Origin of the sequence: Bacillus sp. SM2101, from assembly GCF_018588585.1 — a bacterium.
Classification (GTDB): domain Bacteria; phylum Bacillota; class Bacilli; order Bacillales; family SM2101; genus Nanhaiella; species Nanhaiella sioensis.
Genome location: NZ_JAEUFG010000001.1, coordinates 376326 through 391666, shown reverse-complemented (window position 1 = coordinate 391666; position 15341 = coordinate 376326). Strand labels below are relative to the sequence as shown.

At 33.3% G+C, this 15341-nt stretch carries 15 protein-coding genes and 1 other annotated feature; of the genes, 11 read left to right on the top strand and 4 right to left on the bottom strand.

The features are described 5' to 3' along the window. From JM172_RS01950 to argS, 8 genes are all read left to right on the top strand, one after another. Nucleotides 1-684, top strand: coding sequence for a heme exporter protein CcmB (locus JM172_RS01950; RefSeq protein WP_214480367.1), 684 nt, complete (start codon nucleotides 1-3; stop codon nucleotides 682-684). 3 nt (nucleotides 685-687) lie between these two features. Beyond that, nucleotides 688-1425: a cytochrome c biogenesis protein gene (locus tag JM172_RS01945; RefSeq protein WP_214480366.1), complete on the top strand. Its 738-nt coding sequence runs from the start codon at nucleotides 688-690 to the stop codon at nucleotides 1423-1425. Between the two features lie 194 nt (nucleotides 1426-1619). After that, a complete protein-coding gene (locus JM172_RS01940; RefSeq protein ID WP_214480365.1) occupies nucleotides 1620-1748 on the top strand; it encodes a CcmD family protein in 129 nt (42 codons plus the stop codon). A gap of 135 nt (nucleotides 1749-1883) precedes the next feature. Then, nucleotides 1884-2402 (top strand): TlpA family protein disulfide reductase, encoded by a 519-nt coding sequence (locus JM172_RS01935; RefSeq protein ID WP_214480364.1) that lies wholly within the window; start codon nucleotides 1884-1886, stop codon nucleotides 2400-2402. 421 nt (nucleotides 2403-2823) lie between these two features. Then, entirely contained in the window at nucleotides 2824-3537 is a 714-nt protein-coding gene (locus JM172_RS01930) for an ABC transporter ATP-binding protein (protein ID WP_214480363.1), read from the top strand. Continuing rightward, nucleotides 3534-4298: an ABC transporter permease gene (locus JM172_RS01925; protein ID WP_214480362.1), complete on the top strand. Its 765-nt coding sequence runs from the start codon at nucleotides 3534-3536 to the stop codon at nucleotides 4296-4298. Before JM172_RS01930 ends, JM172_RS01925 begins: the two co-directional genes overlap by 4 nt. A 324-nt stretch (nucleotides 4299-4622) precedes the next feature. Then, a complete protein-coding gene (locus tag JM172_RS01920; RefSeq protein ID WP_214480361.1) occupies nucleotides 4623-5165 on the top strand; it encodes a PadR family transcriptional regulator in 543 nt (180 codons plus the stop codon). A 73-nt stretch (nucleotides 5166-5238) separates the two neighbouring features. Beyond that, nucleotides 5239-5485 (top strand) — a binding site (T-box leader). Nucleotides 5486-5741: 256 nt separating this feature from the next. Then, a complete protein-coding gene (argS, locus tag JM172_RS01915) occupies nucleotides 5742-7430 on the top strand; it encodes an arginine--tRNA ligase (protein WP_214480360.1) in 1689 nt (562 codons plus the stop codon). A 693-nt stretch (nucleotides 7431-8123) separates the two neighbouring features. Here the strand turns inward: argS and JM172_RS01910 are convergent. Then, nucleotides 8124-8546, bottom strand: a complete 423-nt coding sequence (locus JM172_RS01910) for a DUF4064 domain-containing protein (RefSeq protein ID WP_214480359.1) — start codon at nucleotides 8544-8546, stop codon at nucleotides 8124-8126. A 209-nt stretch (nucleotides 8547-8755) separates the two neighbouring features. Here JM172_RS01910 and JM172_RS01905 point away from each other — a divergent pair, with 209 nt between their 5' ends. Continuing rightward, entirely contained in the window at nucleotides 8756-9217 is a 462-nt protein-coding gene (locus JM172_RS01905) for a 2-thiouracil desulfurase family protein (protein WP_214480358.1), read from the top strand. 589 nt (nucleotides 9218-9806) lie between these two features. Continuing rightward, entirely contained in the window at nucleotides 9807-10697 is an 891-nt protein-coding gene (locus tag JM172_RS01900) for a DUF4349 domain-containing protein (RefSeq protein ID WP_214480357.1), read from the top strand. A 74-nt stretch (nucleotides 10698-10771) separates the two neighbouring features. Here the strand turns inward: JM172_RS01900 and sigK are convergent, their stop codons facing one another. Beyond that, the gene (gene sigK, locus JM172_RS01895; protein WP_214480356.1) at nucleotides 10772-11485 is read right to left on the bottom strand and encodes an RNA polymerase sporulation sigma factor SigK; all 714 of its coding nucleotides are present in this window, start codon (nucleotides 11483-11485) and stop codon (nucleotides 10772-10774) included. 203 nt (nucleotides 11486-11688) lie between these two features. On the opposite strand from sigK, the gene JM172_RS01890 reads away from it, so the two are divergent. Further along, nucleotides 11689-13479, top strand: coding sequence for a M3 family oligoendopeptidase (locus tag JM172_RS01890; protein ID WP_214480355.1), 1791 nt, complete (start codon nucleotides 11689-11691; stop codon nucleotides 13477-13479). A gap of 180 nt (nucleotides 13480-13659) precedes the next feature. Here the strand turns inward: JM172_RS01890 and JM172_RS01885 are convergent, their stop codons facing one another. Together JM172_RS01885 and sda are read right to left on the bottom strand one after the other, a co-directional pair. Next, nucleotides 13660-14022 (bottom strand): VOC family protein, encoded by a 363-nt coding sequence (locus tag JM172_RS01885; RefSeq protein ID WP_214480353.1) that lies wholly within the window; start codon nucleotides 14020-14022, stop codon nucleotides 13660-13662. A gap of 658 nt (nucleotides 14023-14680) precedes the next feature. Then, the gene (gene sda / locus JM172_RS01880) at nucleotides 14681-14821 is read right to left on the bottom strand and encodes a sporulation histidine kinase inhibitor Sda (RefSeq protein ID WP_214480351.1); all 141 of its coding nucleotides are present in this window, start codon (nucleotides 14819-14821) and stop codon (nucleotides 14681-14683) included. Nucleotides 14822-15341: the final 520 nt, after the last annotated feature.

Here is a 15341-nt window from a genome sequence, read left to right as displayed (position 1 = left end):
ATGATTAAACTATTTAAATCTGCATGGATTATCGCTTGGAAAGATCTATATTCTGAGTGGAAAACAAAACAACTATTAAGTACTATGTTAATCTTTTCAGGGCTTGTTATTGTGACTTTTAGCTTTGCATTTGACCCTACGAGTAATGCTGTCAAAGCAGTGGTACCTGGAATGGTATGGGTCATTACTATCTTTGCTGGAATATTAGGGTTGAACCGCTCATTTTTAGCTGAAAAAAATCAAGATAGCTTACATGGAATGATTGTCGCACCTATTGATCCTTCAAGTATTTATTTTGGCAAAATGCTCGCTAATTTCATTTTTGTACTATTAGTTCAATTGATTTCTATACCATTATTATTTATCTTATTTGATTTTCGCTTACTGGGAAACGTTCCCTTATTTTTAGCAGTTATCTTTTTAGGAACTTTTGGTTTTATAAGCATTGGTACATTTTTAGCTGCATTAACTGCTAATTCAAGGAGTAGTGAAATGCTATTACCAATTGTCTTATTTCCTATAGTTAGTCCGATTATTATTGCAGCTGTGCAGGCAACAAAAATATTGCTAGTTAATCTTGAGAATTTATCAAGTGCTATATCGTGGATGCAATTGATGATTGGGTATGATCTTGTGTTTTTTGTTATTTGTTTCTTATTATTTGAATATGTGATGGAGGTGTGAAAAATGACAAAGAATAATGTGGTTTGGCAATCAGAATCAAAACTTCATAAGATACTTCTTTGGTTAACAATTCCAATAGGTGTAGTAACAATGTTTTTAATATTTATATGGTCTCCAGTCGAAGTTACGATGGGCGTAGTACAAAAAATATTTTATTTTCACGTAGGTTCAGCTTGGGTTGCGTTTTTGGCTTTTGGAGTCGTGTTTGTTTATAGTATTTTATACCTTATAAAAAGGAAGAGAATTTATGATATCATTGCAGGAATTTCGGCTGAAATTGGTGTTGTTTTTACAACTATCGTCTTAACAACTGGACCTATTTGGGGACGAAGTGCATGGAATACATGGTGGACTTGGGAGCCTAGATTAACAACGACATTGATTTTATGGTTTATTTATGTATCTTATATTATGGTTCGTCGTATGGACGGAGCATGGGAAAAGAAAGCAAGATTAGCCTCAGTATTTGGAATTATTGGTTTTATTGATGTTCCAATCGTATTTATGGCAATACGTTGGTGGAACTCAAAGCTTCATCCAATCGTGTTTGGTGATGGTCCGACACAACAAGGAGGCGGAATTGAGCCTGAAATGTTATTCACATTGTTATTTACGCTAGGTTTTATTACTTTGTTGTATATTGTTTTACTCCAAAAAGGTATTTATATAGAAAAAGCAAAAATTGTGATCGCTCAAAATAAGAAAGCTATTCAAGAGAAGTTAATGAATAAAATTTCGTAAAAGTTAGTAACGAAAAATACCGTAGCATATGTAGGTTTACAGAATCCAAATTCACTAGACCTTAATTAACTATTTGCAGGGGAGATTATTTCCTGTCTGGTATAGGATAGGCGACTAAGGAAAGTACTTTCATAGCTAAAGGTGCTATGCGTACGATGGAATAGTAAATAAACAATAAAGAGGAGGAACTGAAAATGGGGTATTTATTTAGTGCATACACAATTGCATGGGTCTTAATTGCTGGATATGTAGTTATGCTTGGGAAACGGCAAAGAAAACTAGAAAAAGAATTAGATTATATACAAGAGTTAGAGAAGCAATAAGCTCGTTCTAGTAAACTTCAATATTAGTATTGAATTAACAGTACACGTCCTTTTTGATTGTGCTGTTAACTGTATTCATCAACTGGTAGAACGTAACTCTTAATGATGATAAATCCAGTTTAGAGGATGATTTGTATGAACAAAAGAAGAATGATTCAAATCATAGTACTATGCTTGGTGGCAGCCATATTTTTCTTTTTAGCTTCAGGAATACAAGGAGTCAAAGGAGTTAAGGTTGGTGACTCAGCTTATGATTTCACACTAGAGGATTTAGATGGAGATACTCATACTTTATCTGACTATCAGGGGCAATTCGTTGTATTAAATTTTTTCGCTACATGGTGTAAGCCGTGTGTAGATGAAGAACCTGAACTCGAAGCCTTTCATCAACAATATGGAGATAAGTATAAGCTTCTTATTATCGACCGTGGAGAACCTAAAAGTCGTGTTGAAAAATTTATAACAAAACATAATTCAACAACACTGTATTTATTTGATACAGATGATAATGTCTCAAAAAATTATTTAGTAGTTGGCCAACCTGAAACTTTTATCATTGACCCAAGCGGCATTATCCGAGAAAAAATAGTTGGTCCAACGACAGCAGAAACTTTAGCAGGGAAAATTAGTTTGTTAAAATTAAATGGAAAATAAGCCACAGCCAAATTGCTGTGGCTCATCTATTGTAGGGCATCAACACGTATTCAACTGGTTGTTCCTTATAACTTTTCTATTAACAAATAGCAATCAATTTTTAATTTTGTAAAATTTATCAATAAAGTTTACGAAAAGATCTTGCTATTCATTCGTTAAACTATTTTGCAGCCTTTGTTAACTGTGGGATTTACACATTATATTGCCAAATCAAAATGACTAGCTAACTAAACCAATGTATCGAAAAGCTGATAACAAACAAAAATATCCAATAGTGTAAAAAATATCTTTACAATTATTTACGTATGAGATATGATGAATTTGTATAAAATATACTCAACGTTGATTAAACAATATAAAAAAATCTTATTTTTTTGCTGCTATACTCAATGTTGAGTAAACAATGAAAGAGGTGTGTAATATGTCAACAACTTTAATAAGAGTTAATGAACTTTCTAAGTTGTACAATGAAAGACCAGTTGTTAATAAGGTTTCATTTGAAGTGAAAGACCATGAAGTTCTTGCGATTATTGGGCCGAATGGAGCGGGGAAATCGACAACATTGGAAATGGTGTTAGGTCTTCGTAAGCCTAGTGAAGGTATGATTCAATTTTGGCGGGAAGATTATATGAATGGTATTGGGGTACAGCTGCAAGTAACTTCCTTCTTCCCAGGTTTAAGTGCACTAGAAAATCTTAGGTTGTTTGCTGCATTTTATAAAAAATCACTTCCCCGAGAGGAAGCAACACAGTTGTTAAAACAATGTGGACTTAATGAGGTTGCAAACGTAGATGCATTAAAATTATCGGGAGGTCAACAAAAGCGACTATCAATTGCCATTTCATTAGTACACAATCCTGTAGTAGTATTTCTAGACGAACCAACAGCAGCTCTTGATCCTCAAGCTCGTCGTGACATCCATAAAATTGTGAGACAGCTTAAAGATAAAGGGACCTCGGTAGTTATTACAACTCATGATATGGATGAAGTAATGAAAATTGCTAACCGTGTCCTTATAATGAGAGATGGTGTAATAGTAGAAGCTGGGACACCTAAGGAACTCTGTGAGAAGTATGGGTATGTAAGTTTAGAGGAAGTATATTTGCATGTAACGAATGGGGGTATTGTAAAATGATTATTAGAGCAATATTTATTACAACTATTAGGGATAAAATATCGTTGTTTTATGCAACAGTTTTCCCAATCATATTAATGATAGGAGTTGGCATATTTGTTAATTCAGTATCATATTATCCGCAGCTCGTTACTGCTGTTCTTGCAATTAGCACTCTTTTTTGGGGTGTCCAAGGAACTGCGTTTCAAGTGTTCGGACAACGAAATAAAGGTGTCTATAAAATGCTAAAGGTGACACCTTATAAAACACTGTATTTTATCATAATGAATGCTTTTGTTAGAGCTTTATTAGGTATTGCTATAAACTTACTCGTTCTAATTGTTGGAGTCATTTATTTTGATTTACAAATCTCTATTTTAGGTACTATACAATTAATCGGGGTATTAGCAATAGGAACGAGTTGTTTTTCTTGTTTAGGCATATTCATTTCTAATTTAGCAAAGAATGAGGGACAGATTAATATGCTTGCTAACCTCATTCAAATACCTATGGTATTTTGTAGCCAAGCATTTTATAGCCTTGAAAAAGCACCTAGTTGGATTAAGGTTATCGGAGAAATACTCCCATTTGAGTATTTTGCCAGATTGATATTAGGTTCCCTATTTACAAGTATAAATGATATGGTAGTCTCGCTGATAATCCTTGTATTCTTTACACTTGGATTTCTCTTTTTAGGAGTTACTACATTTAAGTGGGAAGTTGATCAGCCAGTGTTTTCAGTCTTGAAGGGTAACAGAGTTGTAAAGAAAACAAATAATTAAAAGTCGGTATTAAGTATGGTACGCATGTATATTATTATATAGCAAAATGAGTCATAGGCGCGAGCTACTTAACCATGATACTGGAGTTAATCCAACCCTTATATGTGGTTTAGTGCTTAAATGTTAGATGCTGTAGCAGGAGCCCAATGCATTTCTAAGGACTAGCATCACCCTATTAGATCGTTTTCTTCATTCACCCTTCATCCAATAACCAAGGTACGTCTACATTTCTTGCAACCATTATGGTCTTTACTCCACAATAATAGTAGTGATATAGTAATGATAATTTAATCAACGTTGTTTAATTAGATTTGAGGTGTGAAAATGACGCGTTTAATGGTATTAGGAATTTTAAGAATGAAGCCAATGTCAGGCTACGAAATTCAGCAAGTCTTACAAATATCCCAGACAGATGCTTGGGCAGGTGTGTTACCAGGATCGATTTATCACGCGTTAAAGAAGATGGAAAAGGAAGAACTCGTTGAAATTGCTTCGCTTGAGCAAACTGGTAACCGAACAAAAGCCATATATAAGATTACCGACAAAGGGCATAATGAATTTCAAAGTTTATTAATCGAATCGTTTGCTACGTCATCAGTTATTTTACCTACTACGTTGTATACGGGGTTAATATTTGCTGAGTCTAGTGCAAGCAAACAAGTCATTCGGGCAATTGATGAGCAAAAAGAGTTATTAACAAAGCAACTTTCAGCTTTAAGAGAAGGAGAAGAACATAAGGAGAAAGCAATGGGTGAACTATCTCCGATTACTAAAGCCACATTTGAAAGTATTTATTCTCAGTACGAATTACAACTAGCATTTTTAGATAAAATACAAAACATTTTACAACATGATGTAGAAAAATAAATGAGAATAAAAAAATTTATGGAATAAATAACCTTGAAATATTTCTAAACTTTATTTATAATTTGTAAAAATAATTCATTCGTTGAAGAAGACAGTAATTTTGAATATACGTGTAGCGAGTTAGGGATGGTGAAAGCCTAATCGATTATTCATAATGAAACGTACTTCGGAGAAGCAGTCCGAAAAAGTATTAGCGTTATTTTTATTTAAATAACCTTGTACAAGTAGGGTATGCCGGTTAATCAACCGTTATCAATGACATTAAGATGGTTCAATTTGAACAATTAGAGTGGTACCGCGGGGAAAATCTCGTCTCTTTTAAGAGGCGGGATTTTTTTAGTTTTATCAGAAGGGGTGTACCAAATAAAAAAGGTAATTCATATTTTTCCTGCTATTAAAAATCAAGCTACAAGAGTTCCGGAAAGAATATGATCTGCTCTAGTTACATAGTTAACCACACATTACTGTAGGTATACCCTTTTGAAACACGATTTCACATTCCCTAGTATGGACAGTAGACATAGAGACTTGGACAGTAAACGTACTGATGAAAATAACAGGTAGGAGATGAAGAAAATGAATTATTCAGAAATATATGCTAAGGAAATTTCACAAGTTTTAAAGGATGTTATAACTTATGAAGAGACGTTACAGATAATTGAAAGACCAAAGTTTCATACTCAGGGTGATATTGCTTTTCCGTGCTTTTCCTTAGCCAAAAAGTTTCGAAAATCTCCAAATCATATTGCTAAAGAAATAGCTGAACAGGTTAGCCACACATTATTTGATAAAGTTGTAGCTGATGGTCCATATGTAAATGTTTTTTTGAATAAAAAGGAAGTTAGTAAAGAAGTAATGGCTATAATCCTAAAGCAAGGTAATCATTTTGGAACTTTAAATATTGGAAATGGTGAAAATGTAGTTATTGATTTTTCATCCCCAAATATCGCTAAGCCATTTTCTATGGGACATTTAAGATCAACAGTTATAGGAAATTCACTGGCACTTATAGCAGAAAAATGTGGATTTCAATCCATTAAAGTTAATCATTTAGGGGATTGGGGTACACAATTTGGTAAATTAATAGTTGCTTATAAACACTGGGGAAATGAAGAGAAAGTAAAAGAGAATCCAATTAAACAGTTATTGGAATTGTACGTCAAATTTCATGATGAGGCTGAAAAAGATAAACACTTGGAAGATGAAGCAAGATTGTGGTTCAAGAAACTTGAAGATGGAGATGAACATGCAATCGAACTATGGAATTGGTTTCGTGATGAATCACTTAAAGAATTTTCGAGTATTTATAATTTACTAGGTATCAAGTTTGATTCTTATCATGGCGAAGCTTTTTACAATGATAAAATGGAAGAAACGCTGAACTTACTTGTGAAGTCTGGGTTACTTTCCGAATCAGAAGGTGCAGATGTTGTTGATCTAAGTGAGTATAATTATCCACCGTGTTTAATCAAAAAATCTGACGGTGCAACTCTATATGCAACGAGAGATTTAACAGCTGCTATATATAGAAAAGAAACGTATCAGTTTAGCAAGGCATTGTATGTTGTTGGCCATGAACAAAGTCTGCATTTTAATCAAGTCTTTGCTGTTTTAAAAAAGCTAGGTTTTACATGGTCGAACAATCTCGTTCACATTCCATTTGGCTTTATTTTAAAAGACGGTAAGAAGATGTCGACGAGAAAAGGAAAAGTTGTTCTACTTGAGGAGGTTATAAACGAAACAATCAGTCTAGCTAAACACAGTATAGAAATGAAAAACCCAAAACTAATAAATAAAGACAAAGTAGCTAAAATGGTTGCTATCGGTTCACTTATTTTTCACGATTTAAAAAATGAACGATTAAATAATGTAGAATTCTCAATGGAAGAGATGTTAAAGTTTGAAGGGGAGACAGGACCTTACGTCCAATACACTCATGCAAGAGCTAACTCTTTGTTAAGAAAATCGGGACAAGAACAGGTACACAATATAGAAGGTTTAGCTGATGAACTTAGTTGGTCAGTCATTAAATTGTTAATAGACTTTCCAAATGTAATTAAGAGAAGCTATGAAAAATTTGAACCATCCCAAATTGCAAAATACCTAATTGACCTAGCACAAGAATTTAATAAATATTACGGTAATGTGAAGGTGTTAGTCAAAGATAGCGAGCTGATATCTCGACTTGGACTAGTAACTTCAGTAATGGTCGTTTTACAAGAAGGCTTAAGATTGTTGGGAATTGAAGCTCCAGAGGAAATGTAATTGATTGTAGAACTATTACTCGGTAATTAAAATATGACTGTTTTGCATTTTATGGTTATGCAGTTTACAACTTGAATTCGCGGCTCGACAGTCGATAATAACATATAGATTGATTGTTTTCACATCGATTGTTGTTTTTCGTACTAGGAAATGCACTCCGTATACAACTATCATTTGTGGCATTTTTTTTTCTATACAACGATGAGAATAGCTTTAATTCCCTTTTGTTAGAATTTCATAAGTATACGAGAAAAGCCTATGAATTAAATAGCAGAAGAGTGTTCGACATGAGCCTTTCGAAACTAACAGATTATTGGCGGGTAAATACGATCAGGAAGAGTGAGCACAAAGCTATAGGTTTCATGCTTCCCCTTTCTACTAGCTGTATTAGTATTATTGTATTTAACAAGAATGCTGAAAAAATCAGTAACAGAACTTTCACAGTTACTAAATTTATTAAAGTTAAATATGTGGTAAATTGAATATAGAGATATTGGGTCATTCTTTTACAAAGGGGAGTGAGCGTATGTTTGCAATCGTAATGGGCATAACGATTACCGTTGTTGTCGGCATAGTAATTGGTACTGAAATTAGTGAAGAAATTTAATTATAAAAAAGAATTAGGTGGTCACACCTAATTCTTTTTTTATAATGGAAATCGGTCATAAGGCTAAAAATCGATTTCATCATTTCTTAATCGTATATGTTTTGCTTCGGCTTACGTACTAAACTCATAATCCCTGCAATTAAGAACAGTAGAGCGATTGGCCATGCAAATAACACAGTCATTAAGGCGACTAATAATGCAGCAATAATTAATAAAGTCCCAGCAAGCTTTGGCTTATTATTTCCTTTTAAACAAAAGGCTGCAATGATACTTAATACTAAACCAACCATACCGGCAGCTACAACAATCCATCCAGTATTACCTATAATTTCCATCAAGTCTGCGATATTGAATGTAGCAAGCTGAGGGTCAGTAGCAAATTGTGCCTCTAACTCCTGTAAAAATGCTTCATTGGTCATTAAATAAGTAAATGCCCCTCCTATAATTGCTAAAAAGCCACTAAGTACGGCTCCGATTATACTTAAAACTATTTCTCCGGTTCGCTTCACTAGTAGGTTCCCCCTTATTGGTATCACTTTATAAATACGAGCATATTTACGTAAAGTTTCAGTTAACTATAACACTTTTTCATATATTTATAAATTATAACCTCTACAGTATAAATATTGATATGTGTTATCACTTTTAAAAGCATGACAAGTTCATGTGGTAAAATAAATAGTAAGGATGAACATTTTCATAGGGAGGCCGCATATAAATGATATTAGTAAGCGCTTGTTTAGCAGGAAATGAGTGTCGTTATGATGGAAATCATAGTTTACATCATGTAATAAAAGATTTAGTTGTTAAGAAAAAGGCTGTAGCGGTATGTCCAGAAGTGTTAGGAGGCTTAGCTACTCCTAGGGAACCAGCTGAAATTGTCGGTGGCTGTGGCAAAGATGTTCTTAGTGGAGATGCAAAAGTACTATCAATTTCAGGACAGGATGTTACTGAACAATTTATAAAGGGTGCTTACGATACGTTAAAAATCGCTAAACAATATAAAGCATCTACTGTAGTCTTGAAGGAAAATAGCCCTTCTTGTGGTTCCACACACATTTACAATGGGGATTTTAATGGGATGAAAATAGCTGGTAACGGAGTTACAGCTGCATTGTTGGAGAGCCATGGATTCAAAGTCGTCTCAGAAAATAACTTCGGTGAACTACTCAATCAGTAATTAAAACTTGCTTTAGAAATGTAGCTTAGTATATCAAACCATGATTGTAGGTGCTTTTTTCGAAATTTTTTTGCTAATTGTGCTAATTTAGAACGGCTCGAGGGATGATACAGCTATTATCGTTATTAAAGATGAAATATATCCTGAATGCTTGCTTATATCATAGTGTTCAACGCCACAACAACCTTTTTAGATATATAAATGTAACAAAATGGTTCGAAAATTCGTCTATGCTTTTAATAGACTGTTTTCTAATAGCTCGTTGTTTTTTAGGCTGTTTTCGCATTGACTGTTGTTTTTAGTTCTTAGATATAGACACGTATACTTATTGCGTGCGTGGTCTCCTTACTTCTCAAAAATCTATAAATCATATCAAATACACCATTTACTCAAATAAATGTAAAAAAAGCTACAAAGTATATGAAAATAGCCCTTTCTTAAATAGTAAAAAAACACCAACAACTAGATTTTGGTTTACTTTCTTTAAAACGATGTAAACCTAACACCACTACTTCATCATAGAATTTTTTATTTAGCTAACAACAGAGTTTACGAGATAGTCTATCAATAACAGGTGAGGGTGGTAGTCTTGAAGCATATATTTAAAAAGCTTTGTATGGTTGTTTTTATCAATTTACTATTATTTGGTTGTAGCTCGTACAATGAAGGTAAAGCAAGTTTATCAAATGAAAATACAGCTGAAATAGCAATGGACTTAACCACATCAGAAGAATCTGCACCAAACGAAACAGAGATAACAAATAATCCAAACCAAGACAGAATGGTTATTTATCAAGCTAATATAAGGATGGAAGTGGAGGATTATGAACGAACGTTTAAGCAAATTCAAATTGATGCTGAAGCTATCGGGGGTTATATCGTTCAATCAAATGTGTATAACGAACATAAAGAACAGCTTGAAGGTGCAGTAGTATTACGGATTCCTCAAAATAACTTTTACTCATTTCTAGATAAACTTGAACAATTAAGCGTGAAAGTTTATTCAAAAAATATCTCTGGCGAAGATGTGACAGAAGAATATGTCGATTTACAATCAAGATTAAAGTCAAAAAGGATTGTAGAGGATAGATTATTACAATTTTTAAAAGATGCCAAGGAGACAAAAGATGTACTTGCCATCTCACAAGACTTAGAGAGAGTTCAAGAGGAAATCGAGCATCTTGTTGGTAGAATTAAATATTTAGATAACCAAACTAGTCTATCGACAGTAACTGTGTCAATGATTGAAAACAAAGTCGTTATAGCTAATATTGATAACGACGGGTTAAACACTTGGGATAAAGTAAAAAAAGAATTTGTAGAAAGTATTAATGGACTGATCAGTTTTGCCTCTACAATGCTTGTGCTTATTATTGGTTACTCTCCAATATGGCTCTTGATCATTACTATATTAATGGGTGTTTTTTATATAGGGAAGATATTCAAAAATAGAAAACTTCAAAAAGATAAACAAAAATAATCACAGTTGCAAAGACAACGAAAATATTACTCTATAGTTGTATGCTTGTCGTAGGTGTAATAAATTTCGTTGTTTTATTTTCTCCCTCTTTCTTTTTCAGCTCGATAAAATTCATGGAACATTTTCATTAATGCTCTTTTTTCAATGCGAGAAACATAGCTTCGAGATATACCTAATTCTTTTGCAATTTCCCGTTGAGTTTTTTCTTTTTTTAGATCTAGACCAAACCGTCCAATAATGACTTCCCTTTCTCGTTCATCCAGTATATCGATATATTCTTTAATCTTTTCTAACTCCATATTTAATTGAATCGTTTCAATCACGTCTTCAGCTTCTGATTTTAATACATCAATCAAGCTAATCTCATTTCCTTCTTTATCTTGCCCAATTGGATCATGAAGTGAGACATCTTTTTTAGTTTTTTTCAAAGCTCTTAAATGCATAAGTATCTCGTTTTCAATACATCTAGCTGCATATGTCGCAAGTTTTGTTCCTTTTCCTGAAGAGTAACTCTCGATTGCTTTAATTAAACCTATCGTACCGATGGAAATTAAATCTTCTGCATCTTCACCAGTGTTTTCAAATTTTTTCACAATATGTGCAACTAAACGTAAGTTATGTTCAATTAATATGTTTCTTGCATGTTCGTCACCATTCGCCATGAGCTGTAAATATTTTTTTTCTTCAGAGGGAGACAACGGTTGTGGAAAGGCATTGTTTTTTACATGTGATACTAAAAAAACTAACTCCTTTATGAAATAACCTAATGCAGATAAAATTTCTGTCACCCAATCACCTCCACATTCATTCTCTAGGCAAAAGCCTATTAATAATTCTTATGAGCGTGATGTGGATTTTGTGTCTGTCCCAGCAAAAAAGGCAATTTAAACAATTATAAATGCTATTAGTAGCGAATTAAGTTATTTGAATTTTTTTATAGAATAAAATAATATGAAGATATAATAATTTTATAGAGGAGAGGTATGTCAGAATGAATAATGCTTATTTAGATACATGGGACTTAGAGTCTATTTTTAAAGGTGGAAGTGATTCTGAGGACTTACAAAATTATATTGAACAAATTGAAATAAATATGAAGGAGTTTCAAAATGCTGTACAGACATTTGAATCTCCTAGCAGTGGGAATGATGTAGAAGGTTTACATAATCTTATTCATCTCTTTCAATCAGTTGCAAAGAAAATTAGACAGACGGGTGCATTTGTAAGCTGTCTTCAGGCACAAGATACTTCTGATGTGAAAGCTAACATATTACGTGGTGAAATTACCCAATTGAATGCAGCTTTTGCAACGATTACTACACACTTTGATGAACATCTTGTGTCAATAAGTGATGAAGTGTGGGGTCAATTACTATTAGATCCATTATTAGCAGAACTGTCATATGTATTAACTGAACGCAGGAAACGTGCAAGTGAAAAGCTACCCATTGAACAAGAAGAGCTTATAAATTCTTTATCTGTTGACGGTTATCACTCTTGGGGACAAATGTATAATTTAGCTGTTGGTAAGATGAAAATCCCATTTGAAGTAGATGGAAAACTCCAAAATTTATCAATAGGTCAAGCTGCCAATCAATTTTCAAGTAAGGATAAAGATACAAGGGAGAGCATGTTTGAAAAATGGGAGCAAGCTTGGGGAGAGCAAGCTGATTTTTATAGCGAAATATTAAACCATTTAGGAGGTTTTCGCTTACAAGTCTACAACAAAAGAGGTTGGGATGATGTCTTAAAAGAACCGCTTGACATTAATCGTATGAGCAAACAAACATTGGATACGATGTGGTCAGTTATTACAGATCTTAAGCAACCATTTGTCGACTATTTAAATAGAAAAGCAAAACTGTTAAATGTAGAAAAACTAAGCTGGAGTGATTTGGACGCACCTGTTGGTAAAACTGACTCAACAGTTACTTATCAAGAAGGTGCAGAGTTCATCATAAAACAATTTGGCTTATTTGGGGAACAAATTACTGATTTTACACAAAAAGCATTTAATAATAGATGGATTGAAGCAGAAGATCGATCAGGAAAACGACCAGGTGGCTTTTGCACAAGTTTTCCTGATAGTGATGAATCTCGTATTTTTATGACTTTCTCTGGTACACCATCAAATGTATCAACTTTGGCACACGAGCTAGGACATGCTTTCCATCAACATGCGATGGGTGATGTACATCCACTAAATCAAAGTTATGCAATGAATGTTGCTGAGACAGCATCAACCTTTGCTGAAATGATTGTGGCAGATGCAGCAGTGCAGCAGGCAAATTCAAAGGAAGAAAAGATTGCTTTACTTGAGGATAAAATTCAGCGAAGTGTAGCCTTTTATATGAATATACATGCTAGATTTATGTTTGAAACTGCGTTTTACGAAGAGCGTAAAAAGGGTATGGTTAGTACAAAACGACTAAATGAACTAATGCTTCAAGCACAAAAAGAAGCTTATTGTGACTCATTAGAGCAATATCATCCGCATTTTTGGGCTTCTAAGCTACATTTTTATATTACAGGAGTGCCATTTTATAACTTTCCATATACATTTGGTTATTTATTTTCACTTGGAATTTATAAAAAGTCTCAAGAAGAAGGTAAACAATTTGAAGAAAAGTATATCGCTCTTTTACAAGATACAGCAAGGATGACTGTTGAAGAGTTGGCACATAAACACTTAGGAATTGATTTGACACAAAGAGATTTTTGGGAGCAAGCAGTAAAACTCTCTATTGAAGATGTCAAGCAATTTATGGAATTAACTGAATAACATAGGGGTTTTGTTGAAGTTCAGCGTGTTGAAATTGAGGTGCAGAACGAGAAAACACAATCATTTCTCATCGTAATCGCAATTAATCACCAAGCGAATTCTTATCAACAAAGAGCTTAGGGGAAACCCCTAAGCTCTTTGTTTTCTTCATCTAAATACTAATATGAATTAAAAAGGAACCTAAATTTCTTGAATCATCTCTACTCTGTTTCCGAACGGATCTCTAAATTCAAAACGCTCAAAATTTGGAATAGGTACTCCTTCAATGATCTGAATGTTATATTGTTCTAACACGTTTCGCCAATAAGATATATTCTCTACCTGATAAGCTAAATGAGCCTTTGTTGATAAGCGGTCAAAACCATCTTCTATACCTATATGTACATCTCTATCTCCTACTGTTACCCAAAACCCTCCACGTCCTTTTAACGATTCAGGCTTTTCTTTCTCAGGTAAACAAAGAATCCCGCAATAAAAGTTTTTTCCCTCTTCTTCAGCCCCTTTTGGAATCGTTATCTGAGCGTGATGTAAACCAAGGATCATAAAACCCACTCCCATTATTAATAAAAATTTATATATTTTCTACAACTTTATAATCTTAGAAGTTGCTAAATTCTCTTTTATTTTATAAATCTATATACGATAAGTAAAATATTTGTTATTTATGATGTTTGATAAGTATTACTTATTGTTGTCATGATTTTCTTCAAACCATTCTAATGTTTTTACTTCTATGTCTTTAACATTATCGATGGTTACTGTGTAAGATTAAATTCATTTAGGTGGGCGATATTACTTAAGGTTCTTTTCGTATTACATTGTTGCTTTTTTACACTTACATTTGAGTAAGTAACTGACGTGTTGTAAGTTACACTCAAAGTCTATAGAGAAGAAAAGGTGTCTCTAGTTGTGTACGTGTTTTTTCCTTAATACGAAAAACAACAATCAATTTGAAAACAGCCCATTGCGAAAAGAAAAATCCAAAGTTAGCATCAAAAGCAAAGAGAGAGGAGATTAGCAAGAAGTGCTATTCTAGCTAGAATTTATAGGGATGTCAACGTCCGAGATTATATATAAGCCATTAATCAAATATTCCTATATTAAGAAATCTTACTGTTTACACAGCTTCAAAATTTCCTACTTTCCAAGAAAGTGAATGGCATCTTTGTGGTTCAACTAAGACCTAGGAGTTTGCTTGCTCTTATGAGGGAATTTTTATTTTGTTGTTCAATGACCTACGATTTATTTCGAGTTTAATTAAATGGATAAATTCATTGCTAAGTTTAAGGTCCATCGCTTTAAAATAAGATTGAATTAAAAGTTCATCTGATAAACGTTTCATATCAGCTGCCAAATTGGCATGTCACCTCCTAAACAAGTCATCTTTTTTTAGGCTCTTTTGTAAACTTTTAGCCTAGTAAAACAGCAAGGTGATGCGAATGCGACTTTCATCTTTAAAAGATGTTGGTGTGTGATTTTCTAAAGACGAACAACGGTCATCAATGTGAAAACAGCCTTTATTAAATGTAAGTAGGTATAGTAGTCATCGTTTTTACAAACGCTTAAAGGAAAATAGTTTTTGGAGTTCTAAATGATGTGGAGTAAACATATTATGGTAAGTTGATTAGATTATCTTCACTTTAACATGAATAAATGTAGAGAACAACCGTTCTGTTATCCACAGTTTGAGGTGGACAACCTGTGGGTAAGTTGTTCATAAGTTTCTTTAGGGGCGTTAAATCAGTATGTATAATGTGTATAAAATTATCCACATTTTTTATTGGGAATATTTTGTCGAAAAGTTTTTTGCTAATTATTGAATAAAACAACATTTGACAAAATGTCAATAAAAGATTGTTTTG

Excerpts from the sequence above, each read along its gene's own strand:
- JM172_RS01945 (WP_214480366.1), top strand. The coding sequence starts at position 688 with ATGACAAAGAATAATGTGGTTTGGCAATCAGAATCAAAACTTCATAAG.
- JM172_RS01935 (WP_214480364.1), top strand. The coding sequence starts at position 1,884 with ATGAACAAAAGAAGAATGATTCAAATCATAGTACTATGCTTGGTGGCA.
- JM172_RS01925 (WP_214480362.1), top strand. The coding sequence starts at position 3,534 with ATGATTATTAGAGCAATATTTATTACAACTATTAGGGATAAAATATCG.
- JM172_RS01905 (WP_214480358.1), top strand. The coding sequence starts at position 8,756 with ATGATATTAGTAAGCGCTTGTTTAGCAGGAAATGAGTGTCGTTATGAT.
- JM172_RS01885 (WP_214480353.1), bottom strand. The coding sequence starts at position 14,022 with ATGATCCTTGGTTTACATCACGCTCAGATAACGATTCCAAAAGGGGCT.
- sda (WP_214480351.1), bottom strand. The coding sequence starts at position 14,821 with ATGAAACGTTTATCAGATGAACTTTTAATTCAATCTTATTTTAAAGCG.
- JM172_RS01930 (WP_214480363.1), top strand. The coding sequence starts at position 2,824 with ATGTCAACAACTTTAATAAGAGTTAATGAACTTTCTAAGTTGTACAAT.
- JM172_RS01950 (WP_214480367.1), top strand. The coding sequence starts at position 1 with ATGATTAAACTATTTAAATCTGCATGGATTATCGCTTGGAAAGATCTA.
- JM172_RS01920 (WP_214480361.1), top strand. The coding sequence starts at position 4,623 with ATGACGCGTTTAATGGTATTAGGAATTTTAAGAATGAAGCCAATGTCA.
- JM172_RS01940 (WP_214480365.1), top strand. The coding sequence starts at position 1,620 with ATGGGGTATTTATTTAGTGCATACACAATTGCATGGGTCTTAATTGCT.
- argS (WP_214480360.1), top strand. The coding sequence starts at position 5,742 with ATGAATTATTCAGAAATATATGCTAAGGAAATTTCACAAGTTTTAAAG.
- JM172_RS01890 (WP_214480355.1), top strand. The coding sequence starts at position 11,689 with ATGAATAATGCTTATTTAGATACATGGGACTTAGAGTCTATTTTTAAA.